The sequence below is a fragment of the Pseudomonas sp. IT-196MI5 genome (genome assembly GCF_949767415.1).
Classification (GTDB): domain Bacteria; phylum Pseudomonadota; class Gammaproteobacteria; order Pseudomonadales; family Pseudomonadaceae; genus Aquipseudomonas.
In genome coordinates, this window is the sequence record NZ_CATKPZ010000010.1 from 88,794 (window position 1) to 111,743 (window position 22,950).

The following is a 22,950-nucleotide window of genomic DNA, read 5'->3' on the forward strand; positions in this document are numbered from 1 at the left end:
GAGATGTCATCTTGGATATTAATACAATGATCGGCCTGATCGGCCAGAAAGAATCCATGGAGTTTTTGCGTTTAGGTGTTGTTTACGTTCACCTGTTGGCTTGCTGCGTGGCGATTGGCCTGGTGTTTGCCAGCGATGCCGCAATGGTCAAGGATTTATGGAAAGGTCGTGTGTCGTCGGGGCACGATAATGAACATATGGCCAGTCTTCAGAAGTCTGTTTCCAATGCGTTGATATTCTTGTGGATCACTGGAGCCGCGGTAATAGGCATTGATTATCTGGATAAAGGCATGAACTATTTTGCCAATCCAAAACTTCAAGCCAAAGTCATCATTGTATTGTTGCTGACGTTCAACGGTATGTTGTTGCACCGCTTTGTATTGCCGGCAATGCTGAAGGCCGGGTCGCTGCTTGATCTCAAGGTCAGTGTACGAATGTTTGCCCTGTTCTCTGGCGCACTGTCGGGTGTGTCCTGGCTGTATGCCGCCATGCTCGGTGTCGGTCGACCACTGGCCTGGAAATATTCGCTCACCGAGTTGCTGATGGCCTATCCGGTGTTGATCGTGCTCGGCTTTGCGATGATGGTGGCGCTGACTCAGTGGGCGCGCAATCGCCACGAGGCAACGCCGACCCAGGAGACTTGGCTGTTCGCGGGAATTCCTGCGCTGCGCTGAGCTGACGAAAATCCAGGTAAAGACGGGTAAAACCGTTTGACCCTTTGAAACATCAGACCCACTACTGAGCGCCGACAGCAACGTCGGCGCTTTTTTTTATTTCAGTAAAGATCAAAAGATCTTCAGTTGATCTGCGCCGCGTCAAAGCCTGCAAGTAAGCTTTTTCGTCATAGACGATTCTGATCCACTTGAAAGCGAGTGACCTCAGGGCCGTTTGGCTAGATGCCTGCTTCAGCGCCAAGGCCCGGCCGGGGTCCATGGCCGACTATAATTTAGTGTGGGGGGACCGTCGGAGGTGGCGCTATGCGTATCTTCAAGCAACTCCTGCTCTTGGTCGCGGGGCTTCTGGCAAGCAGCTTTTCCCTGGAGGCAATCAGCGGTGGCAGCCTCGGTCAAAATCCTCACCCGGCCGTTCTGGCCAGTGGGCAGGCACAGCAATGCGGGCAATTCCACCATTTCCACAGTGGCCCGTTTCATATGGGAAACCGGCATTTCGCACCAATGCACAGCCGGCATTTCGTACCAATGCACAACCGGCACTTCATACCGATCCACCGGATAAACCGCTTCGAGGTGATCAGGGGGGCCGGGTTCAGCGATCAGCGCTTCGGTTCCAGGCACGTTCACTTTGTGCGCCAGTTCGATCCACGTACGGGGCAGCTTGTGATTCGGGAAATTGTCTGGTGACGCAAGCCGCTCCAGAGAACCGAGGTTGCCAACGGTCTGGTTGTCTTCCTCCCATAGCGCAACCAGAGTGATGTATTGCGTCAGGAACGGATCAGTCTCACCAAAGAGGGGCAAAAACTGCGCGAGGGCCTCACCGAGGACGGCTTCCCGCAAACCGGTCTTGACCCCGACGACTTCGTGCAAATGCAGAAGGCCATTGTGAAGTTACGGGGCAATCTCATCCGCTCGACGAAAGACAGGGAGTAAGTCGTAGTGAGTCAAGTGAGTGGCCCCCCCGAATTCGGAGTGAACTGCCCCACAAATGGGCCGCCATTCCCCAGCAGTATTCGCGTCTCCTCCAGCACGGTAATTCAACCTCTGGCCAATGTTTTCGGGGCTCGCACATGTTTTACACAACGCTGGCAAAGTAATTGCTGAGTGAGAGCTTGTCCCGTTCTTGAAAGTTGCAGAGTCGGGAACCTGTGGAGCTGTCAGTACCCCATTGAGAGATTGCATGTAACCATCGGTTTACATCGCGAACTACCCCGCCTGCTCAATTGAAGTGCTGCTGTCCTCCTCTGCAACCGTCCAGGGGAAATGCTTATGAGCCACTCCAGATATACGTGCGCGCAGGTAGCGCTGCGCGGGTTGTGTTTTCTAGCTGGCCTGCTGACGGTAACGCTGATGGCGGCAGACGAACCTCAGGTTAATGACAATCAAAGTAATGAGAAATGGCTGGAGCCGGCACGCTCCAGGATAATGCACGTGACTGGCGCGATGCCGTTCTTTCCACATCGGGCCAATACCCCCGGCAACCTGGTTTTGAATATAAAAGACTTCGACAATGCCCAGGTCTGTGGCGCTTGCCATACGGAAATTTACAAACAGTGGCGCTCATCGATGATGTCCCAGGCCTGGGATGAACCCATCTATCGGGCCTTGCTCAGGCGTGCGAGTTCGGCCACCGAAGGGAAGGTCGATAACTTCTGCACTGGCTGCCATACCCCGATCGGTCTCACGACCGGGCAAATCAATTCGCAAGTCAACCGCTCGTCCATTGAAGACAGCGCGAAGAATCATCCGATGCCCGGAGTCGATTGCGAGACCTGCCACAACATCAGTGCCCGCACGGGTCTCGATAACGGCGCCTATGTTCTGAGCCCTCGGGCGCACGGTAAACCGACCAAGTTCGGCCCGCGTAAAGACGCCGTTTCGCCTTATCACGACACTGTGTATTCCGCTCTGCACACGCGCTCGGACTTTTGCGCTACCTGCCACAACGTCACGCACCCGTTCAGCAGTGTGGCGGTCGAGCGTACCTATGACGAATGGCAAGAGAGCGCCTACAGCCTCAACGGCGTCACCTGCCAGAGCTGCCATATGCCGGGCTTTGCGGGCAAGGCCGCGATCATGGGGCCAGACCGCGAGGAGGTCGCTTCGCATTGGTTCAGCGGAGCCAACGCGATGATGCTCAAGCATCTCGGTCAGGAAGTGGGCGCGCAACGCGCGCGCGACATGCTCGCGCGAGCGGGGGAGATAACCTTCCAGCAACTGCCGGCCGCCATCATTCCAGGGCAATACAACTCGGTGGCCGTCAAAGTTTCCAACGTGGGCGCCGGGCACAAGCTGCCGACCGGTTTCCCGGAGGGACGGGAGATGTGGATCGATTTCCGGGTGCTGGATGCCAGTGGTCGCGAGCTCTATCGACTGGGTGCGATCAAGGACGGCAAGACCGAGGACAACACGCGAAACTTCAAAGTGCACATCGGCGACGAGGACGGCAATCCGTTGGACGTCGAGGTCTGGAATGCCACGCAGATTCTCTCGGACAACCGCATTCTGCCCAAGGGCTACGATATCGGGGAGTTCTCCTTCCTGGTGCCGGCCGACGCCGTCGGGCCGCTGACCCTGACGGCCGTACTGAACTACTGGCCGTTCTCCCAGAAGTTGGCCGACTACCTGCTCGGCAAGGACAAGGTGCAGGTGGAAATCACCCAGATGGCCAAAGTCACGCAGAGCGTACCCTTGTCACCGATCACTGCTTCCCGACCCTAGGGAGGGGCGTTGAAGCGCTTTCAGGCTTGCTCCCGGAACACCCGCGCCACGACGGTGGACAAGTTGCTGTGACTGGTGTTGGTCGGGGTTCCGGCCTGCGCCGCGCAGGCAAGTCACGGACCGATACGCAAGACGACAATCGTTTTGTCACCTTCAGACTTCGTTAAGAAATGTCTTTGATACTTCTCCCCATCGATCCGGGGAGAGGTTTTCAATGTCAGATTTCAACTGGAACGTTCAGTTGCCGCTGCACTTTGGCCTGGCCGAAGCACAGCAGATGTATCTCGTCAGGGCCTTGCCGGACGCCCCGCAACGGAGCGCTTTCGAAGCCTTTATCCAGCAACGTTTTCGTAAGGCCCACGGTGCCGATATTCGCCATTTCATGCCGGAGTTGTTTGGCATGAGCGATGCGTCCGGCACGCTTTGTGCGGTGGCCGGGGTACGTCTGGCGAGCGCCGGGCCGCTGTTTCTGGAAGGTTACCTGGACGAGCCGATCGATCCGCTGATCAGTGCCGCGGCCGACCACACTGTAAGCCGCTCAGCCATCGTCGAGGTAGGCAACCTGGCTGCCAGCGACACCGGAAGCGCACGGATGAGCATCATCGCGATGACCTACGTGCTCGCCATGGGGGGGCTGGAATGGGTCGCTTTCACCGGGAACCTGGGGCTGGTCAATAGTTTTCATCGTCTTGGCTTGAAGCCCGTGACCCTGTGTGCTGCCGACCCGGCGCGTCTGGGCGAGGACCGCCACGCCTGGGGCAGTTACTACGAAAGCAAACCCTGGGTTCATTTCGGCAATATCCGCTCCGGTTTCATTCATTTGCGCAACATTGGCCTGTTCAGTCGCCTGGGTTTGCCAACCTCCATTGAGGGGGCTTGCCATGTCGCCTGAAATGGAGCGTTTCAAACAGACCCTGCGTAATCACGCCGAGCAAAAAAACAACGCCATTGCCTTGTGGGGCGATCATCTGAGGCTGGATTACGCCACGCTGTATACCGAGATCATTTATCGCCAGCAGCGCCTGCGCGATGAACGGGTCAGGGTGGTCGCACTGGCGCTGGACAATGGTGTCGAAGCCATGCTGTGGGACCTGGCCGCGTTGTTCGAGGGGTTGACCTGCGTGGCCTTGCCGCCTTTTTTCAGTCCGGCGCAACGCAAGCATTGCCTGGAGCAAAGCCAGGCCGAACACGTCATTGCCGAGCCGCAACTGCAAGACGAGCTGCAAGCGGCCGGGTATCAGCAGTGCGGCGAGTTCTGGCACCGCACGTTCAGTGGCCCGAACCGGATGCCTGACGGCACCGCCAAGTTGACCTTTACCTCGGGCACTACAGGCACGCCCAAGGGCGTGTGCTTGAGTGCCGACAGCATTCTGCGGGTCGCTCGCGAACTGGATCTGGCCAGCCGCTCCACCGATCCGCAACACCACCTGGCGCTGCTGCCGCTGGCCATTTTGCTGGAGAACGTCGGTTGTTACGCCGCACTGTATGCCGGCGCTACCGTGAGCCTGCCGAGCCAGAAAACCCTGGGGATTGAAGGCGCCAGCGGCGTGGATGTACCGAAACTGTTGGGGTGCCTGGCCAGTCGATCGCCCCAGAGCCTGATTCTGGTACCGCAGTTGTTGCTGATGCTGGTCAGTGCTGCCGAGCAGAAGGCCTTTGACCCACAGCACCTGCGTTTTGCCGCCGTGGGCGGTGCCCGGGTCAGCGAAGATCTCCTGCACCGCGCTCAACGGGTGCGCATCCCCGTCTATGAAGGTTACGGGCTGTCCGAGTGCGCGTCGGTAGTGTGCCTCAATCGCCCGCAAGCATCGCGCCCCGGCAGTGTCGGACGGCCGTTGCCCCATGTGGAGATTCGCCTGGCGGACGACGGCGAAGTGCTGATCAAGGGCTCGACCTTGCTGGGCTATCTGGGAGAGGCGCCGCACACCGCCCAGTGGTGGCCCAGCGGCGATCTCGGCGAGTTCGACGCCGAGGGTTTTCTCTACCTCAAGGGGCGCAAGAAACATCAATTCGTCACCAGTTTCGGACGCAATGTAAACCCTGAGTGGGTGGAAGCCGAATTGACCCAGCGCGGGCCTGTCGCCCAGGCCTTCGTCTATGGCGAGGCCATGCCTCACAACCATGCGCTGCTCTGGCCCCACCGCCCGGACTGCACCGACGAACAACTGGCCGCCGCTGTGGCCCAGGCCAACGAGGCATTGCCCGAGTACGCCCAGGTCCATCACTGGAGCCGGCTCGACCAACCCTTCACTGCCACCAACGGCTTGCTCACCGCCAATGGCCGGCCCCGCCGTGACGCCATCGTCGAACGCTACCGGGGGCCATTGAGCGAATCTGCATTTTCCGAGGAATCCGCACCATGAGCTTTTTTGACACGCTGCAACAAGCCACCGAGCAAGAACGCATTGAGTTGTTCAACCTGCCGATCATCCGTGATGCGCTGCAGGGCGACGTCAGCCTGGAAAGTTATCGGGCCTTTCTGGCACAGGCCTACTACCACGTGCGCCATACCGTGCCGTTGATGATGGCCTGCGGTGCGCGCCTGCCATTACGTCTGGAGTGGCTGCGCGAGGCGGTATGTGAATACATCGAGGACGAATACGGCCACGAACAATGGGTACTCAATGACATTGAAGCCTGCGGCGGTGACAGAGTCGCTGTACGCGACGGGCGTCCGTCATTGCCGATCGAGCTGATGGTCAGTTTCCTCTACGACCTGATCGCCAGGGACAATCCGGCGGGACTGTTCGGCATGGTCAACGTACTCGAAGGCACGAGCATCGCCCTGGCCACCCAAGCCTCCGAGAGCATTCGCCAGCGTCTGGACTTGCCGCAAAGCGCCTTCAGCTACCTCAGTTCCCACGGCTCACTGGATATCGAACATATGCAGACCTACCGTCGACTGATGAACAGTCTTGAAGACCCGGGCGACCAGGCCGCCGTCATTCACGCCGCCAAAGTGGTGTACCGGCTCTACACCGATATGTTTCGTGGCTTGCCGCGTAACGGGGAGAACCTGCATGCGCCTGTCTGAAGCTCGCGTCGTGTTGACCGGTGCCAGCGGCGGCATCGGCCTGGCCATCGCCACCGCACTGTGCGCCAGTGGTGCCCAGGTGCTGGCCGTGGCTCGGCATCGGGAACCGTTGTCACCGCTGCTGGAACTCTATCCCCGTAACCTGAGTTGGATCCGTGCAGACCTGACGTTACTCTCCGACCGCCGCCAGGTGCTGGCGCAGGCCCAGGGCATCGGCGGCATCAACCTGCTGATCAATGCCGCCGGGGTCAATCATTTCGCGATGCTCGAACAGCTGGACGACAATGAGATCAATTCGATGCTCGCGGTGAACATCGGTGCGCCGATGTGCCTGACAAAACTGATGTTGCCACTGCTCAAGCAAGCCGACAGTGCCATGGTGGTGAACGTCGGTTCGACCTATGGCTCCATTGGCTACCCCGGCTACGCCAGTTACTGTGCCACCAAGTTTGCCCTGCGCGGGTTCTCCGAAGCCCTGCGCCGGGAGTTGGCGGACACCCGGGTCAGCGTGCTTTACGTTGCCCCACGAGCGACCCGTACCACTATGAACAGCCCGGCGGCCCAGGCGCTGAACGATGCGCTCAAGGCCAATGTCGACGATCCGCAAACCGTGGCGGCCGCGGTGATTCACGCCATTGCCGGTGACCGTCGCGACTTGTACCTGGGCTGGCCAGAGCGTTTTTTTGTACGCCTGAACAGCTTCCTGCCCCATCTGGTGGACCGTGGTTTGCGCAAGCAATTGCCTCTGATCCGCCGCCTGAGCCAGAAACCCGACCAGGAGAATCTCGAACCATGAACAAGATCATCGCTTGCCTGCTGCTTGGCGCATTGAGTCAGAGTGCCTGGGCGCTGGATACTGCCGACCAGCAGCGTCTCAACGGTATCCAGCAAAGCTGGGCGCATATTCAGTACGAGTTGCCCGAGGGACAACGAACCGCGGCTTTTGAAAAACTGGCCGCCCAGGCTTCGAGCTTCAAACAGGAACGCCAAACGGTGGCTGAGGCCTGGATCTGGTCTGGCATCGTCACCAGTAGCTGGGCGGGCGCCCAGGGAGGGCTGGGTGCGCTGAGCAAGGTCAAGGACGCCAAGGCCGACCTGGAAAAAGCCCTGGCCCTGGACCCCAAGGCCCTGCAAGGCTCAGCCTATACCAGTCTGGGCGCACTCTATGACCGCGTACCGGGTTGGCCCATCGGTTTCGGCGATTCGGACAAGGCCGAGCAGTTGCTCAAGCTGGCATTGCAATTGAACCCCAACGGCATCGACAGCCTGTACTTCTGGGGCGATCACCTCTACCGTCAGAAGCGTTATGCCGAAGCCAGGGCGGCGCTGCAAAAAGCCATGCTGGCTGCGCCTCGACCTGGCCGCGAGAGCGCTGACGCCGGGCGCCGCAAGGAGATCGAAACGCTGTTGGTGGACGTGAACAAAAAACTCGGCTGACAGGATAATGCTGGAAATTGTAGGAGCGAGCTTGTTCCGGGCGGCGTTCCGACGATGGACTCAAGAGCGCCGCGTTTAGCCAGTAAATACGCGTTATCGTTAACGACCATCGCGAGCGATCGAGCGTCGACCGGCTGCTCCTACAGAGAACCACATTCGCTTGACTGAACAGCATTACGGCTGACAGGAGACCCTGTGCGCTTATTACTCATAGAGGATGACGTGGCGCTCGGCGAGGGCATTCATCAGGCCCTCAGCCGTGAAGGTTATACCGTCGACTGGTTGCAGGACGGCAACAGCGCCTTGCACTCGCTGCTCAGTGAAATCTTTGACCTGGCGGTGCTCGACCTTGGCCTGCCGCGCATGGACGGCCTTGAAGTGCTCAGACGCTTGCGTGACAGCGGTTCCAATCTGCCGGTGTTGATCCTGACCGCGCGCGATGCCACCGAAGACCGCATCGCCGGCCTGGATGCCGGAGCCGATGACTACCTGATCAAGCCTTTCGACCTGGCAGAACTGAAGGCGCGTATACGTGCGTTGCTTCGGCGCAGCGCCGGGCGTGGACAATCGCTGATCGAACACGCCGGTATCAGCCTGAACCCCGGCACCCAGCAAGTCAGCTACAAAGGCGAGCCGGTGGCCCTGACACCCAAGGAATATCAGTTGCTCCACGAACTGCTCTCGCCACCCGGCCGGGTAATGACTCGCGATCATCTGATGCAGTTGCTGTACGGCTGGAACGAGGAGGCCGAAAGCAACACCCTGGAGGTGCACATCCATCACCTGCGCAAGAAATTTTCCAACGATCTGATCCGCACCGTCCGTGGTATCGGCTACCTGGTAGAGGAGCGTCGATGACCTCGATCCGGCGTCGCACCCTGACCCTGATCATCGGCCTGATGCTCGCTGGCGTGGCCGTGATCAGTGTGTTCAATCTGCACGACAGCAACCACGAAATCGCCGAAGTCTATGATGCCCAACTGGCCCAGAACGCTCGCCTGCTGCAAGGCGTCATGCGTATGCCCATGGTGAGCAAGGACCATGCGGATCTGTACAAGGCATTCAACCAGGCCCTGAACGAGGCGACGCCCAGGGCCGACGGGCATTCGTATGAAACGAAAATTGCGTTTCAGGTCTGGAACGCCAGGAACGAAGTGCTGGTACATACGGCCAGTTCTCCGTCCTTCAGCACACCTGCGGTCACACCAGGCTTCAGCGATGTAGTCGATATTGACAACCGGCATTGGCGCGCCTTCCTGCTGGAAGACAAGCAGAACAACCTGCGTATCTGGGTGGGCGAACGGGACGATGTGCGAATGGACTTGGTGGACCGGATCGTACGCCACACGCTGTGGCCCAATATTCTGGGGAGTTTATTGCTGGCCGCCATGATCTGGCTGGCCATCGGCTGGGGATTGAAACCTCTGGTCAACATGGCTGCAACGCTGCGGGCCCGGCATCCCGGCTCACTCGAACCCTTGCAATTGACGCCGCTACCCACCGAGCTTGAGCCCATGCAGGCAGCCCTCAATCGCATGCTCGCGCAAATTCAGGAAGTCATGGGGCGCGAGCGACGCTTTATCGCGGACGCCGCCCACGAAATGCGTACACCACTGGCCGTGCTCAGGATTCACGCGCAAAACCTGATGGAGGCGGGGAGTGAAGAGGATCGTCGCGCATCGCTTGAGTTCTTGATTGCAGGCGTGGACCGTACCAGCCGACTGGTTAACCAATTGCTGACGATGGCTCGTATTGAGCCTGCGGCAGGGACTAAACCGCCTGCACCTATTGATCTGGCCAGCACTGTTCGCGACAGTCTGGTTCAGTTAACGCCCTGGTTGCTGAGCAAGGGGCTTGAACTGGTTTTTGATGTCAGCGACGACATCAGTCTTGCCAGCGTCGACCCGGCCGCGATTGATATCGCCTTGAACAACCTGGTGACCAATGCGGCGAATTTTTCCCCCCGGCATGGAGTGATCACTGTAAGGCTGGTCGAAAAGGAGAATAGCTACGAACTGTCTGTCGAGGATGAAGGGCCAGGCATCGATGAGCAGGATCGCGATCGGCTTTTCGAGCGTTTCTACAGCAGCGGAAATGATCAGGGTGCAGGGTTGGGGCTGACCATCGTCAAGGCCATTGTGGATCGCTATGGTGGGCAGATCAAACTGGAGAACCGCATCCCTGGAGGTTTACGCGCTACGTTAGAAGTTTGTCGCTTTTGACGTTGTTCCAGGTTTTGTCTGGTGCGCAGTACAGGCGAGCGACTGTTGGTCGGATGAAAGATGGCGCCGGGTTTTATGAGCCTGGCTGTTTATTGACGTTTTTAATAGCGTTTTAAAACAATGGGTTGGCGTCTGAAAATCAGAGTCCTGTCATAGTGAACGTTTGTTGACGATCGAATTGGGTCCGACTTAAGTCTGATTTCCGAACGCCGGGCGCCCGGGGCATGCGACTGGCAACCGGCGGCGTCCCCGGTTCCCTGCTATTAATCAATGTGTGTACGAGTGCTGATCGTTTCGGGAGCGCGTCATGAATCCAACCATTCGCATCGGCATTGCCGACGATCATCCGATGTTGCGTGAGGGTGTTGCCAATACGTTGAGAAAGCGGGCGGATCTTCAGGTCGTGGAGCAGGGCGCCAATGCGCAGGATGCCATGGATATTGCCCGCAAGATCCGTCCGGATGTGATGTTGATGGACGTCAATATGCCGGGCGATGTGTTCGCCGCGGTGCGGTTCATTTCCACTCAACTGTCGAATGTGAAAGTACTGATGCTGACGGTTTCGGAATCCGAAGATGACGCCTTTTTGGCACTGGAGGCCGGCGCGCGCGGGTATGTGTTGAAAGGAGTCAGCGGACCGGAACTGGTCCTGGCAATCAGATCGGTTGCCAGGGGGGAGACGTATATCACCCCCGAGTTCGCCAACAAACTGCTGAGTAACGACAAGAAGCACGAAGCGCAAAATCACACGATTGATCTGACCCATCGCGAGGAGGAGGTCATTCGTGAAGTTTCAAAGGGGCTGACCAATAGGGAGGTTGCGTCAAAGCTGATGATCAGCGAAAAAACCGTCAAGCACCACATGGGTTGCGTGATGCAGAAACTGCACGCCAGAAATCGTGTCGAAGCGGTCACGGCTCTACGGCATTACAGGGAGCGCGAAGCTGTCGGGCGACTTCACACCGGTGCAGCGAAAACACCAATGGATGCCGGAACGCCCCCTAGAGCTTGAACTGTGCATTGACCGACGTACCAGAGACGCCAGAGTCGATGCTGAACAACCCACCCAGAGATTCAATGCGATAACGCAAACCGGCGAGCCCCAATCGGGTTCTGCCGGATGCCCCTTGCAGCATGGCGTCTGCCGCCATGCCTGGACCACTGTCCCTGACGCTGATGTTCAATACGTCATCAATGTATTGCGCCTGGATGACCTGACCCTCGCCGTTGGCATGCAGGTAAGCGTTGTTGAGGGCTTCCTGCACAAAACGGTACAAACAGAGTTTGAGCGGCAGTGGCGCGGCCTCCGGTAGCAGTCCCAGGGTTAATGTGACCTTGGTGCCAGTGCGTTGCTCGTGCCGTTGCGCCACCAGTTGCAACTCTTCCACCAGGCTCAACTCATTGATTTCCGGAAGTGCCAGACCTCGCGATAAATCGCGGACCTCACGCAATGCGTCGGTGGCGGCGCCACGAATGGTTTCCAGCGACTCCTGATCGACATCGGAACAGTTTTCGGCCAGGTCGTCGAGCCGGATCAGAATCAAGGTCAATAACTGCGCCGGCCCATCGTGCAAGTCTGCACCAATGCGCCTCAAGGTGAGTTCGTTGACATGGGAAAACTCCTGGGTAGCCGTCGCCATCTTGCGCTGCAGTTCGGCATTGCTGATGTGCAGACGGGCTTGCTCCTGCAGTCGTAAGCGCAGTGCCACTTGTTGGCGCTGGATGATCTTGTCACCGCGTCGCACGATGAAAAAAAGCAGCGTCAGCATTGCCAGGGTCGCGGCGCCAACGACCACCCATACCTGCTCTCGGACGCGATTGATCTCGCGCTTGAGACTACCGGCCTTTTCATAAAATTCGCCCACCGCGATGACTTTCCTGGTGCTTGAATCCCGCAGGGGCGCGTAGATCTCATAGAGCGGCACGTTGAGGCTGCGCTCGAACTCGTTCTCATCCTCGTTCAGCCCTTCAAGGTCGGTGACTACTTTGCCCTTGAGTGCCTCGGTGATCTCATCCAGTGGGAATGTGTGGTTGGTGATGGCTTTATTCGTGCTGTAGACCACCGTGCCATCCGCCCGCCAGATCTTGATCGAGACGATATGATGTTTGAGCGAACGACTTTCCGTGAGGTGGTCCAGAGACTGGACACTTGCCGCCGAGAGTTTGTTGTCCCGGCTCATCTCCTGCACATAGGGCTCCAGAAACGTATCCATGTACTGAGCGCCTGCTTCTGCTGCGCTATGTACCGCGGCACTTTCTATTCGTGCGCTCACCAGTTTGCCGACGAAGAACATGGTCAGTCCCAGGATCACCGCAGCGGCAATGACAAACTGGGTCGAGCGACTCAGATTGCGCGCCTTGACCCTGATCCGTGTGCGCCAGATTCCATTGCGAGACGCATCGCAAACAGGGGCTGGTTCGACCAGAGCCTCAGTCTCCAGCGCGGTAAAATTCGCGTTTTCCGATTCGGCTTTTGCATCTTTTGCCATCGACCTGGTTCCCTGATCATCGTGATAAGTCGGTTGGAAACCCTGCAACTCAACGGATATCTGGAGATTGGCTGTGGGCGCTACGCCCATGACTGACAGTAGTTCACTGTATGGCGATCCGACAGCTTCACCGATGGACTACACACTACGGATGATCAGCAAGAGCACCGTCAGTGCTGCTGGATGGTGGCGCTCGTGCGGCGCTAACCGAGAGGTTTCGGTTAGCGCCGCACGGCGATGTGTTGCGAGGCGTACACCCGACCTATGTTCAGGCTTGCGCGGCGCTGACCTTGCCGGTGACCGTGGAATTCTTGCGAACCGCTTGATGCAGCAGGCTGGAGACCATGAACCCGATAATGGCCAATACGCTCATCAACGAGAACACGTAGTTGTAGCCTTGCTGACCGGGGAAGTGGTCAAGGATTGCGCCATAGATGACGTAGGCGAACATGCCCGGCGCATAACCGATCAGGCAACCGATCCCGAAGGCTGAACCGGTGATGTGCTGGGGAATGCCGACTTCGCCCATGGGTGCCCAGAACACGCCGCGCATGGAAAATACAATCAGCGCGAAGGAGAGGGTGGCTGCCATGCCCGCGTAGATGAAACCCGGGCTTTTCGGGATGAGCATGATCACGCCCATCAGCGGCAACAACGCCAGGAATGCCCACTTCAGATAGCGGCTGGAGCTCTTGAACTGCTTGTCGGCAATGAAGCCACCGGCGGGGCCGCCGAGGATCTTGAGGAAGTACTGGTTGATGATGCCATAGGCGCCGACCAGGGCGACGGGCAGTTCGTACATGTCCTTGAGGTAGGGAATGAAATAGGTCAGGCCGCAGTACACGATGTAGACCATGAACACGTTAAGGCTGACCAGCCAGATGCCCGGCACCTTGATGGCCTCGAGCAGGTTCGACAACCCGTTCTTCGGCTTGGCGGTCGACTGGGTATTGCCGCTCTTGAGCAGCAGCCAGGTCAGGGTACCGGCAAGAATGTCGATGACCGAGTAGAAAAGGATCGCCGACTTCAGACCGTTCTCACCGGAGCCCATGGCGACGAACACGCCCAGCGCAGAGAAGGCGACCAGGGTATCGATGACACCACGTCCGCCTTCGAGAAGGCCGAACAGGCGACCCTGTTCCTTATCGTCGCCCAGGTTGCGGATGGCTTTGAGCAGCGAAGGCCAAAAGAGGCAGTCGGCACATACCGCCAGCAGGCAGAACACAATCAGCAGATTGCTGAAGGGTGGAAAGGTCGCCAGGTAGAGCCCGAGGCTGCCGGTACCGATCAGGCCGAGGGGGATCAGCTTACGCGTGTCGTACCGATCGGCGAGCATGCCGCCGACCACGAACAGCGCGGTGGCGATGATGGCGTTGGCGCTCAGCAGCACGCCGATTTCAGTGTGGGACAGCCCCATGAACTCCTGCATGGGAATGTAGAAGGCGTCTTTGAGATTCGCCAGCTTGTAGATGGTGCCGCCACCGAGGATGAGAATCAGGAATCTGAGCCATTTGGCCTTGTCTTGGGATGTCATTATTGTTCTCCAGGCGTAATTGGGTAGGCAGTGCCGGTGGGCACGCCAGGTTCAGTCGTCAGCGCAATGGGCCAGGGTCAACTCGGCCAGGGTTCGGAACTCGGCCAGCAGACCTCGTACATAGGCCACCTGGTTGTTGGCCCAACGGTGTTCATCGGCCAGCATTCGTTCCAGCGAGAAGCCTTCCGGCAGCGCTGTTTCACTCATTTCCCGGTAGGCAATGAACGGGTCGGCGGCTTCGTCGAGTTGGCGGAACGCCGGAGCAACGTAGTGGTTTTCCTGCTCGAGAATGAAGGCGATCACTTGCGGGGTTGATTCGCCGAGCATCAGCAGTTCGAACAACATGCGTGCGTTGGGCAGGTCGTCTTCGTCACAGCCCTGCAACACGCCGTAATGGCCGAATGCGTTTTGCTCGGGGACGATGCGCACACCCTTGAGGTGGGTCTGGCGTATGTGCGGCGCCAGGTTACGCAGCGCAGCAAGGGGCTGTTCGCAGGCATTGATCATGTTGCCGAAGTCGAACAGGGCGTGCAGGCGAGGGTGGTTCAGGCGGCTCAGCAGTTGCGCGATCTCGTCGCTCTTGAGTTCTTCATGCTGCTCGAAGTCGAAGAACAGGTCGTGCTCGTCTGCCTGCTGCGCAAGGTAGTGCAGGTCTGACTCGATCAGGTCCATGACCCGCGACAGCGCCCCTTCGTAGCGTGAGTAGACACGGATGTTGCGGGTGCCCAACGCCTTGGCAACGGCGATCACTTGATCGACATCTTTTTTCAGGGTGCTGCTGATTTCCAGATGCACGTCCAGCCCGAGTGCATTGGCCTTGTCTGCAAACGCCTGAAGCTGCGCGGGCGTCATTTGACTCAGGCTGTTTTCCTCACCGTCGAGCAAGTGCAGGCTCAGCCCCTGCAGCTCGTGGCGATAGGCGAAGTCCAGCAGGTCAGCAGGTGTCACGCGGCCGTGGGTCAGGTTGGTCAGCAAGGGGTAGGCATGGGCAAACAGGCGCAGTTGCCCAAGCCGGTCGAGCAACTGGCGGGCCAGTGCCTCAGTCAGTACGGGGGCAGCCCCGGCCCGGGCAGCCTTATGGCTGAGCAAGGCGTTGAATCGTTCCTGGATCTTATTGTTCATTCGAGTCGTTCCTGGTTCAGACGCCGGGTCTACCGGCGCAGCCTTTATCGCGCCAGTCAGGAACTCTCGATAGATCCATTATCAGTTAAATCATAAGACCACTTGCCTTGCGTCAGGTGGCCTGCTGCAGATGGCCCATGTCGCTCAAGGCATGGGCAAGCGCTTCGACCCGCGCTTGGGCCTGGTCCTCAGGGGTGCTGGCAAAGCCGATCAAAAGGGCCGGCGGCAGGACATGCTCGAGGCAGTAGTCACTCAGGGGATAGGTATGAATGCCATGCTGGCCGAGTTCCCGGGCGATGGCGTCGTCGTCAAGATGCGCGGGTAACCAGGCGATCAGGTGCATGCCGGCTTCAACAGGCGTGATCCTGAAGAAAGTGCCCAACCGTCGCTGCAGTTGTTCGACCAGTGCTTGCTGGCGAGCCTGGTACAGCGCACGCATTCGACGAATATGACCGAGGAAGTGGCCTTCGCGCATGAAGTCCGCCGTGACGGCCTGTAGCAGCGTGGGCGGGCTGCGATCCATGACCGCCCGCAAGGTGCAGAAGGGTTCGATCAGGGCGTTCGGCAGTATCACGTAACCCAGCCGTAGCGAGGGGAAGAGCACTTTGCTGAAGGTTCCGGCGTAGATGACCCGGGCCCATTGATCCATGGCATAGAGTGCCGGCAGGGGGCGGCCGTTGTAGCGAAATTCACTGTCGCAGTCGTCCTCGATGATCCAGCTTTGATTGCGCGCAGCCCAGTCGATGAGCTCCTGGCGCCGCGCATAACTCATGGTGATGCCCAAGGGATGCTGACGGGAAGGCGTGGTAAACACCAGGCGAGCGTCAGGACACAACGCCACACCTTGCCGGACATCGATCCCCTGTTCGTCGATACGCAACGGGACCACCAGCCCCCCCTGGGCCTGGAGCGCAATGCGCGCCGCGATATGCCCCGGATCTTCCATCCAGAAGCTGTCCTGCGGATTGAGCAACAGCATGCCCAGCAGGTTGAAGGCTTGCTGGGCGCCGGAAACGATGACCACCTGCCCGGCAGTGCAGTCGATGCCCCGGGCATCGAAGACGTATTCGGCAATCGCCTCGCGCAGGGCCAGTAAACCTTGCAGTTCGCCATAACCGAGCATGGCCTTGGTCGGCTTGTGCAGGTGGCGGTTCATCAGCCGTTTCCAGACTGATTGCGGAAACGCATCGTAGGCACTGTGGCTGGGCAGGAACGAGGTCGGGCTCCCGGTCGCCCAGTCCGCATAGGAAACGCCGCGAAAGTGATCGCTGCGCAACGACAGCATGGACTGGCTCAGGTCGGACAGGCGAGGCGGCTGGGGCTGGTGTTCTGCGTCATCAGTACCGCGGCCTTCCCATTCATGGCCGACGTAAGTCCCGGCCCCGGTGCGCGACGTCAGAAAACCTTCGGCAATCAGTTGATCGAACGCGTTGAGAATGCTGATTCGCGACAGCTGCAGTTCTTTGCTCAGGGTGCGGGTAGACGGCAGACGCACGCCGCCCTGAATCCTGCCACCGAGAATCTGTTTGCGAATCTGCAAGTAGAGTTGGCGGTACAAGGGGATGGAGCTGGCGCGGTCCAGCTCGATACCCGACAACAACAAACCTGCGGAGGATTTCATTTTTTGTTCGTCTGGATGGAGTGTGGTTGGGCCTGAATTGCCGTCAGGCACCCGGGTGCGAAAGGGTATCGAGCGGTACTGGATATGTCATCCGGTCCGCTTCTTCGACGAGCACTGGCCAATAGAATCCAACCGCCGCCCGGCACTAACGTATCTTGTCATGGTCCATAACCCCCGCACGACCCTCCGCGGTCGAATTGCCCGGAACCGACCGGCCCCGCATCGGTAATTTGATCAAGGACAGTGAAAGCATGCTCGCCGCCACATAATCAGCAACGCCCTCTACCCGGTTCCGTGAATCGGGACTCGCCATACGTTTACCCCTCAATCCCATTCGAAGATTTTAAGCATGCACCTACGCAAAATTGCAGTTGGGCTGTCGGCCCTTGTTTTGCTCTCGACCGGGGCGCAAGCCCGCAGTCTGCTGGACATTCTCAAGCCGCCCACCGCGCAACATGAACAAACGTCCCGCTCGGGCTCGATCAGCCAGAACGCGGCCCTGGATCTCTATTCAAGCAAACAGAAACAGGCATCGTTTGACGGCTGCGCAGATCTGTTCCCGGCAGCGAAACCGATCAACACGGCCACTGTGCCGGCAACCATGAAACCCCTGGCGCTGTGTTCCGACAACTTCGCGGTGCTGTACTCGCAAACCAGCAAGACCCCGCTGGTTGTGGTCGAACGTCTGAACGCGGCCCAATTGCAGGATGCCAAAGGGGAGGAGCGCACCAACCAGTTCTACCCGGACCCACGCATTCCCAAGAGTGGGCGCGCCGAGTTGAGCGACTACCGCAGCCAGCATCCGGCCGTGGACCGTGGTCACCAATCCCCGGCAGCCGATGCACCGAACCCCAATGCAATGGCCCAATCCTTTGCGCTGTCGAACATGGTGCCGCAAGACCCGACCAACAACCGCAAGATCTGGAGCAAGATCGAGTCTGATGTCCGCAAGTTTGCCAAGCGCGCCGATGGCAACGTGTTTGTCTTTACCGGCCCGCTGTTTGACCCTGGCCACTCCACCGTTGGCGACAACCAGGTGTGGGTACCGACCCGACTGTTCAAGCTGGTGTACGACGCATCGTCCAAACGTGCCTGGGCCTACGTGCTGCCTAATGCTGAAACCCGTATCGAGAAGCCGATGGACTATGAGGCATTCGTGAAGAGTACCGGGCTCAAACTGCTCGGGAACTTGCCTGTCACAGGTTCCGCAGGGCGCACCTGATGGCTGGATGAGCAGCACCCCAAAGGTTGAATGCAACCGATGGGGTGTTTCATTGCCATTAACCACGCAAAAACAAGGTCAAGGAAATAAATTCAGCAAGAAGTAACAAATACTAAAAATGAACTATACCCAATAGGGCAATCGCTCCTGACCCCGGGATATGATGCCTCCACACATACGCGTCCCAGGAACTTCAACGTCAAACAGACCGAGAGATTCTGGTTATGATCGCTTTGAAAATCGCTGCGAGCGACGCGGTCCGGGATTGCTTTCGTAATGCCCGTGAAATCGTCCGACTCGACCAGACTGACTTTACCGATGTCGCCGTCGCCGTACTCTCGAAAGATGATTTGGCAGCAGGGGCGCTGGATGCCATCAAGCGTACCGGCTTCGACATCCCCATCTTCCTGGTGGCCTCTCAGGGCCGCAGCAATCGTTCCCTGGAGGTCTACAAACAACTGCAGGATGTGATTTTGCAGGTCAACGGTGTGTTCGACCTGTCCAGCAATAATGCCGAGTACTACGGCAATCAACTGGAAACCGCGGCCAGGGCCTATGAAGAAAGCCTGCTGCCGCCGTTCTTCGATGCGCTCAAACACTACACCGAAGCCGCCAATGCGACCTTTGCCTGCCCCGGTCACCAGGGCGGCCAGTTCTTTCGCAAGCACCCGGCCGGGCGGCAGTTTTTCGACTTCTTCGGCGAGACGCTGTTTCGCGCCGACATGTGCAACGCCGACGTCAAGCTCGGTGACCTGCTGATCCACGAAGGCCCGGCGCTGCTGGCACAGAAACACGCCGCGCAAGTGTTCAACGCCGACAAGACCTACTTCGTGCTCAACGGCACCTCGGCCTCGAACAAGGTGGTGACCAACGCCCTGTTGACCCCGGGCGACCTGGTGCTGTTCGATCGCAACAACCACAAGTCCAATCACCAGGGCGCGCTGTTGCAGGCCGGCGCCACGCCGGTCTACCTGGAAACCGCGCGCAACCCTTATGGCTTCATCGGCGGCATCGACGCCCACTGTTTCGAAGAAAACTACCTGCGCCAACTGATCGCCGAAGTCGCCCCGGACAAGGCGCAACTGCCACGGCCGTTTCGCCTGGCGATCATTCAACTGGGCACCTATGACGGCACCATTTACAACGCCCGGCAAGTGGTCGACCGCATCGGCAAACTGTGTGACTACATCCTGTTCGACTCGGCGTGGGTCGGTTACGAACAGTTCATTCCGATGATGAAGGATTGCTCGCCCATGTTGCTCGATCTGGACGAGAACGACCCGGGCATCTTCGTCACGCAATCGGTGCACAAACAACAGGCCGGTTTCTCTCAGGCCTCGCAAATCCACAAGAAAGACCGGCACATCAAAGGTCAGGCCCGCTACTGCAACCATCACCGGCTCAACAACGCCTTCATGGCCCAGGCGTCCACCAGCCCGTTCTACCCGCTGTTCGCCTCGCTGGATGTCAACGCGCGCATCCACTCGGGACGCAGTGGTCTGCGCCTGTGGGACGACTGTGTGAAGTTCGGCATCAATGCGCGCAAGCTGATCATCGAAGCCTGCACCCTTGTCCGCCCGTTCGTGCCGGATACCATCAATGGGCGCCCATGGCAGGATCACTCGACCGACGCTATCGCCAGCGATATCCGTTTCTTTGAGTTCCATCCCAAGGATCGCTGGCATGCTTTTCCCGGTTATGCCGACAAGCAGTACTTCATCGACCCGTGCAAACTGCTGTTCACCACGCCGGGCATCGACCCGGTGGACGGCAGCTACACCGACTTCGGCATTCACGCCGGCATCCTGGCCAACTTCCTGCGCGAGAACGGCATCGTTCCGGAAAAATGCGACCTCAATTCCATTCTGTTCCTGCTCACCCCGGCCGAAGACTGGGCAAAGATGAGTCACCTGGCGGCACAGATCGCCCGTTTCGAACGCTTCATTCAGGACGACGCGCCGATGAGTCGGGTGCTGCCCGCGATCTATATGCAGTACGAAGAACGCTACCGCGACTACACCATCCGCAGGCTCTGCCAGGAAATGCACGACCTGTATCGCAGCCACAACGTGCAGCAGTTGCAGAAGGACATGTTCCGCAAGGAGCACTTCCCGAAAAAGGCCATGAACCCGCAGCAAGCGCAAATCGAGTACATCCGTGGCAACGTCGAGCTGGTGCCCTTGGCAGATGCCGATGGTCGCATTGCGGCCGAGGGCGCACTGCCTTACCCGCCGGGCGTCTTGTGCGTGGTGCCGGGGGAAATCTGGGGTGGCGCAGTGCTCAAGTATTTCCTGGCGCTGGAGGAGGGCATCAACCGCTTGCCCGGCTTCACACCGGAACTGCAAGGCGTTTATCTGCAGCACGAAGGCGGTCGCACGCGGGCGTATGGCTATGTAGTCAAGCAGTAAGGATCACCCTCGTACTCGGTGGCAGGTGTCAGGTCAGCGGGCCCCGGGGTTAACTCTCTGAACAGGGCAAGGAGTTTGCGATGGCTGATTCAAGCAAGAAAATGGGCCTGATGGGGCTCACGACGTTGGTAACGGTCAACATGATGGGCTCGGGTATCATCATGTTGCCCACCAACATGGCTCAGTTGGGTGCGGTCTCTTTGTTGTCGTGGATCTTCACGGCGATCGGTTCGATGGCCATCGCCTACTGCTTTGCCCAGTGTGGCGTCTTCTGCTCACGCTCCGGTGGTTTGTCCGCCTACACCGAAGAGGCCCATGCAAAGTCGGGTTTTTTCCTCTGTTCGTACCTGTACTTCCTGTCACTGGCCATCGCCAACGTGGCCGTGGCCATTTCGGCGGTGGGCTACATGACGGCCTTCGTGCCCTGGCTGGGCACGGGTGCGATTCCACTGTGCATCGGCACGATCGCACTGATCTGGCTGACCACCTTCGCCAACTTCGGTGGGCCGGGCATCACCGGCAAGATCGGCGCGTTCACGGTGTGGGGTGTGATCATTCCGGTAGCCGGCCTGAGCATCATCGGCTGGTTCTGGTTCAAGCCCGATGTGCTGGCCGCCGCCTGGAACCCCAACAGCCTGCCGATCTCCGAAGCCATCAGCAAGGCGATTCCCCTGACCTTGTGGGCCTTCCTCGGCATGGAATCGGCGGCCCAGGCCACCGATGCCGTGGAAGACCCCAAGCGCAACGTGCCATTGGCCTGCCTGTTCGGCACCCTGGGTGCCGCCGTGGTCTATGTGCTGTCGACCACCGTCATCCAGGGCATCATTCCCAATGACGAACTGGCCAAGTCCTCCGCACCCTTCGCGCTGGTCTATGCGACGATGTTCAGCCCGATGGTGGGCAATATCGTCATGGCCCTGGCGGTCATGGCCTGTGTCGGCTCGCTGCTGGGCTGGCAATTTACCCTGGCGCAAACCGCCAAGATGACGGCTGACCAGAACCTGTTCCTCAAGCTGTTCAGCAAGGTCAACTCGATGAATGCGCCCGTCGTCGGCATGATCGTTTGCGGTGTGCTGCAGACTGTCCTGGCCCTGTCGACCATCTCGCCCGACGCCGCCGCACAGTTCAGCAAGCTGGTCAGCCTGGCAGCGGTCACCAACCTGATCCCTTATATAACGGCGATGACCGGCCTGCTGGTGATCATGCACAAGGCCGGGGTCTCGTCGGCCATACGCTCGCGTAACGTGGTGGTCCTGCTGATTGCAATCACGTACGCCTTGTACGCGTTGTATGCCTGCGGCAAGGACGCGGTGATGGGTGGCACCCTGGTACTCGCTGTCGGCTACCTGCTCTATGGATTCCTCGCCAAACGCTTCACCGAAGCGCCACCCGCCAACCAGGCCAGGGCCGGCAACCTTTAGGCGTGGCCATCAGGACTGCACAGACATCTGCATACGGGGAAACCGGACATGAACGTACCATTTGCCACAACCACCAGACTGCTGCTTGCCTTCGCACTCTCGACGCTGCCGCTCGTGGCAGGCGCCAACACCCTTGAACGCGTGCGCAGCAGCCACACCTTTACCCTGGGCTACTTGCCGGACCTGGCCCCTTTCAGCAAACAGGAAGGCGACAAAGCCAGCGGTTATGCCATCGACCTGTGCCTGAAAGTCGCCGACAAGCTCAAGAGCGAGCTAGGTCTGCCCGACCTGCAAGTGCGCTATCAGCCCGTCAAGATTTCGGACGAGGTCAACGCGGTGAGCCAGGGTAAAGTCGATATCCTCTGCACGCCGACACCGCCCACCCTGGAACGGCGCAAGATGATCAGCTACTCCATACCGATCTACACCGCCGGCCTTTCGGTCGTGGTGCGCAACGATGCTCGCGAATCGCTGCTCAATGTGCTCAATGGCAAGGTCGCCAATACTGGCCCGACCTGGCGTGCCAGCATCAACAATGGTCTGGCCAACCATACCTACGCGACCATCGAGGGAGGGGTGACCGAAGACTGGATTCGCGAGCAGATGCGCCTGCTCAACGTGATCGCCTCGCTGGTGACCGTGGCCAACAACGACGAGGGCGTCAAGCTGGTCGCCGAGGGCAAGGCCGATGCCTTCTTCTCCGAACGCATGCTGCTGCGCAATGAAGTCACCAAGGAAGGCGCGGCGAAAAACCTGATGCTCCTGGACCGTATTTTCGAGTACTCGCCGGTGGCGATGATCGTGGATCGCAACGACGAAGACTTCCGCCTGCTGGTCGATACGGCCCTGAGTGAAGCCTATTACTCGGGCTTCATAGCAAAGGCCTACGACCAGTACCTGGGCGGGTCCAACGCTACCGTGGAAAAACTGTTCAGGGTGTATGCGTTGCCTTAGTGGCATCGTTGGCAACGGGCGGTCCACGGACGTAATGCTACTGTAGGAGCGAGCTTGCTCGCGATGGACTCAAGAGCGCCGTGTTTATCCA

At 58.9% G+C, this 22,950-nt stretch carries 19 protein-coding genes and 1 pseudogene; 16 read left to right on the forward strand and 4 right to left on the reverse strand.

Going from position 1 to position 22,950, the window contains the following annotated elements; genetic code table 11:
- Positions 1-26: 26 nt before the first annotated feature.
- The 12 genes and pseudogenes from ACM6IK_RS07325 (at position 27) to ACM6IK_RS07380 (ending at position 11,100) form a co-directional block, all read left to right on the forward strand.
- On the forward strand, positions 27-674 hold the full coding sequence (locus tag ACM6IK_RS07325) for a hypothetical protein (protein WP_414873809.1): 648 nt from the start codon (positions 27-29) through the stop codon (positions 672-674).
- Between the two features lie 303 nt (positions 675-977).
- The gene (locus ACM6IK_RS07330) at positions 978-1,361 is read left to right on the forward strand and encodes a hypothetical protein (RefSeq protein WP_414873764.1); all 384 of its coding nucleotides are present in this window, start codon (positions 978-980) and stop codon (positions 1,359-1,361) included.
- 78 nt (positions 1,362-1,439) lie between these two features.
- Positions 1,440-1,607 (forward strand): annotated as a pseudogene (locus ACM6IK_RS07335) (MarR family transcriptional regulator); the annotation flags it as partial.
- A gap of 336 nt (positions 1,608-1,943) precedes the next feature.
- Positions 1,944-3,395, forward strand: coding sequence for a multiheme c-type cytochrome (locus tag ACM6IK_RS07340; RefSeq protein WP_414873765.1), 1,452 nt, complete (start codon positions 1,944-1,946; stop codon positions 3,393-3,395).
- 214 nt (positions 3,396-3,609) lie between these two features.
- Complete coding sequence (locus tag ACM6IK_RS07345) at positions 3,610-4,287, forward strand: thermostable hemolysin (RefSeq protein ID WP_414873766.1); 678 nt, start codon at positions 3,610-3,612, stop codon at positions 4,285-4,287.
- The gene (locus tag ACM6IK_RS07350) at positions 4,277-5,758 is read left to right on the forward strand and encodes an AMP-binding protein (protein WP_414873767.1); all 1,482 of its coding nucleotides are present in this window, start codon (positions 4,277-4,279) and stop codon (positions 5,756-5,758) included. Before ACM6IK_RS07345 ends, ACM6IK_RS07350 begins: the two co-directional genes overlap by 11 nt.
- Positions 5,755-6,429, forward strand: a complete 675-nt coding sequence (locus ACM6IK_RS07355) for a TenA family transcriptional regulator (protein ID WP_414873768.1) — start codon at positions 5,755-5,757, stop codon at positions 6,427-6,429. The genes ACM6IK_RS07350 and ACM6IK_RS07355 overlap by 4 nt, the downstream gene beginning before the upstream one ends.
- Complete coding sequence (locus tag ACM6IK_RS07360; RefSeq protein WP_414873769.1) at positions 6,416-7,225, forward strand: SDR family oxidoreductase; 810 nt, start codon at positions 6,416-6,418, stop codon at positions 7,223-7,225. The genes ACM6IK_RS07355 and ACM6IK_RS07360 overlap by 14 nt, the downstream gene beginning before the upstream one ends.
- On the forward strand, positions 7,222-7,866 hold the full coding sequence (locus ACM6IK_RS07365) for a tetratricopeptide repeat protein (RefSeq protein ID WP_414873770.1): 645 nt from the start codon (positions 7,222-7,224) through the stop codon (positions 7,864-7,866). Before ACM6IK_RS07360 ends, ACM6IK_RS07365 begins: the two co-directional genes overlap by 4 nt.
- A gap of 195 nt (positions 7,867-8,061) precedes the next feature.
- Positions 8,062-8,724 carry a response regulator gene (locus ACM6IK_RS07370; RefSeq protein ID WP_414873771.1) on the forward strand — a complete coding sequence of 221 codons (663 nt, stop codon included), beginning with the start codon at positions 8,062-8,064 and terminating at the stop codon, positions 8,722-8,724.
- Positions 8,721-10,088, forward strand: coding sequence for a sensor histidine kinase (locus ACM6IK_RS07375; protein WP_414873772.1), 1,368 nt, complete (start codon positions 8,721-8,723; stop codon positions 10,086-10,088). Before ACM6IK_RS07370 ends, ACM6IK_RS07375 begins: the two co-directional genes overlap by 4 nt.
- A 307-nt stretch (positions 10,089-10,395) precedes the next feature.
- A complete protein-coding gene (locus ACM6IK_RS07380; protein WP_414873773.1) occupies positions 10,396-11,100 on the forward strand; it encodes a response regulator in 705 nt (234 codons plus the stop codon).
- Here ACM6IK_RS07380 and ACM6IK_RS07385 read toward each other — a convergent pair.
- From ACM6IK_RS07385 to ACM6IK_RS07400, 4 genes are all read right to left on the reverse strand, one after another.
- Positions 11,090-12,577: a sensor histidine kinase gene (locus tag ACM6IK_RS07385; protein WP_414873774.1), complete on the reverse strand. Its 1,488-nt coding sequence runs from the start codon at positions 12,575-12,577 to the stop codon at positions 11,090-11,092. The two genes, ACM6IK_RS07380 and ACM6IK_RS07385, sit on opposite strands and share 11 nt — an antisense overlap.
- A gap of 268 nt (positions 12,578-12,845) precedes the next feature.
- A complete protein-coding gene (locus tag ACM6IK_RS07390) occupies positions 12,846-14,111 on the reverse strand; it encodes an MFS transporter (protein WP_414873775.1) in 1,266 nt (421 codons plus the stop codon).
- Positions 14,112-14,162: 51 nt separating this feature from the next.
- Positions 14,163-15,233, reverse strand: a complete 1,071-nt coding sequence (locus tag ACM6IK_RS07395; RefSeq protein WP_414873776.1) for a sugar phosphate isomerase/epimerase family protein — start codon at positions 15,231-15,233, stop codon at positions 14,163-14,165.
- A 112-nt stretch (positions 15,234-15,345) separates the two neighbouring features.
- On the reverse strand, positions 15,346-16,854 hold the full coding sequence (locus tag ACM6IK_RS07400) for a PLP-dependent aminotransferase family protein (RefSeq protein ID WP_414873777.1): 1,509 nt from the start codon (positions 16,852-16,854) through the stop codon (positions 15,346-15,348).
- A 349-nt stretch (positions 16,855-17,203) separates the two neighbouring features.
- Here ACM6IK_RS07400 and ACM6IK_RS07405 point away from each other — a divergent pair, with 349 nt between their 5' ends.
- From ACM6IK_RS07405 to ACM6IK_RS07420, 4 genes are all read left to right on the forward strand, one after another.
- Entirely contained in the window at positions 17,204-18,076 is an 873-nt protein-coding gene (locus ACM6IK_RS07405) for a DNA/RNA non-specific endonuclease (RefSeq protein WP_414873778.1), read from the forward strand.
- Positions 18,077-18,300: 224 nt separating this feature from the next.
- Complete coding sequence (speF, locus tag ACM6IK_RS07410) at positions 18,301-20,484, forward strand: ornithine decarboxylase SpeF (protein WP_414873779.1); 2,184 nt, start codon at positions 18,301-18,303, stop codon at positions 20,482-20,484.
- Positions 20,485-20,564: 80 nt separating this feature from the next.
- Positions 20,565-21,905 (forward strand): putrescine-ornithine antiporter, encoded by a 1,341-nt coding sequence (gene potE, locus ACM6IK_RS07415; RefSeq protein WP_414873780.1) that lies wholly within the window; start codon positions 20,565-20,567, stop codon positions 21,903-21,905.
- Positions 21,906-21,953: 48 nt separating this feature from the next.
- Positions 21,954-22,859: an amino acid ABC transporter substrate-binding protein gene (locus ACM6IK_RS07420; protein ID WP_414873781.1), complete on the forward strand. Its 906-nt coding sequence runs from the start codon at positions 21,954-21,956 to the stop codon at positions 22,857-22,859.
- The last annotated feature ends 91 nt before the right edge of the window (positions 22,860-22,950 follow it).

Coding starts and splice junctions, on each gene's coding strand:
- ACM6IK_RS07330 (WP_414873764.1), top strand. CDS start 978: ATGCGTATCTTCAAGCAACTCCTGCTCTTGGTCGCGGGGCTTCTGGCA.
- ACM6IK_RS07400 (WP_414873777.1), bottom strand. CDS start 16,854: ATGAAATCCTCCGCAGGTTTGTTGTTGTCGGGTATCGAGCTGGACCGC.
- ACM6IK_RS07385 (WP_414873774.1), bottom strand. CDS start 12,577: ATGGCAAAAGATGCAAAAGCCGAATCGGAAAACGCGAATTTTACCGCG.
- ACM6IK_RS07390 (WP_414873775.1), bottom strand. CDS start 14,111: ATGACATCCCAAGACAAGGCCAAATGGCTCAGATTCCTGATTCTCATC.
- ACM6IK_RS07340 (WP_414873765.1), top strand. CDS start 1,944: ATGAGCCACTCCAGATATACGTGCGCGCAGGTAGCGCTGCGCGGGTTG.
- potE (WP_414873780.1), top strand. CDS start 20,565: ATGGCTGATTCAAGCAAGAAAATGGGCCTGATGGGGCTCACGACGTTG.
- ACM6IK_RS07360 (WP_414873769.1), top strand. CDS start 6,416: ATGCGCCTGTCTGAAGCTCGCGTCGTGTTGACCGGTGCCAGCGGCGGC.
- ACM6IK_RS07395 (WP_414873776.1), bottom strand. CDS start 15,233: ATGAACAATAAGATCCAGGAACGATTCAACGCCTTGCTCAGCCATAAG.
- speF (WP_414873779.1), top strand. CDS start 18,301: ATGATCGCTTTGAAAATCGCTGCGAGCGACGCGGTCCGGGATTGCTTT.
- ACM6IK_RS07420 (WP_414873781.1), top strand. CDS start 21,954: ATGAACGTACCATTTGCCACAACCACCAGACTGCTGCTTGCCTTCGCA.
- ACM6IK_RS07380 (WP_414873773.1), top strand. CDS start 10,396: ATGAATCCAACCATTCGCATCGGCATTGCCGACGATCATCCGATGTTG.
- ACM6IK_RS07375 (WP_414873772.1), top strand. CDS start 8,721: ATGACCTCGATCCGGCGTCGCACCCTGACCCTGATCATCGGCCTGATG.
- ACM6IK_RS07325 (WP_414873809.1), top strand. CDS start 27: ATGATCGGCCTGATCGGCCAGAAAGAATCCATGGAGTTTTTGCGTTTA.
- ACM6IK_RS07365 (WP_414873770.1), top strand. CDS start 7,222: ATGAACAAGATCATCGCTTGCCTGCTGCTTGGCGCATTGAGTCAGAGT.
- ACM6IK_RS07345 (WP_414873766.1), top strand. CDS start 3,610: ATGTCAGATTTCAACTGGAACGTTCAGTTGCCGCTGCACTTTGGCCTG.
- ACM6IK_RS07405 (WP_414873778.1), top strand. CDS start 17,204: ATGCACCTACGCAAAATTGCAGTTGGGCTGTCGGCCCTTGTTTTGCTC.
- ACM6IK_RS07355 (WP_414873768.1), top strand. CDS start 5,755: ATGAGCTTTTTTGACACGCTGCAACAAGCCACCGAGCAAGAACGCATT.
- ACM6IK_RS07350 (WP_414873767.1), top strand. CDS start 4,277: ATGTCGCCTGAAATGGAGCGTTTCAAACAGACCCTGCGTAATCACGCC.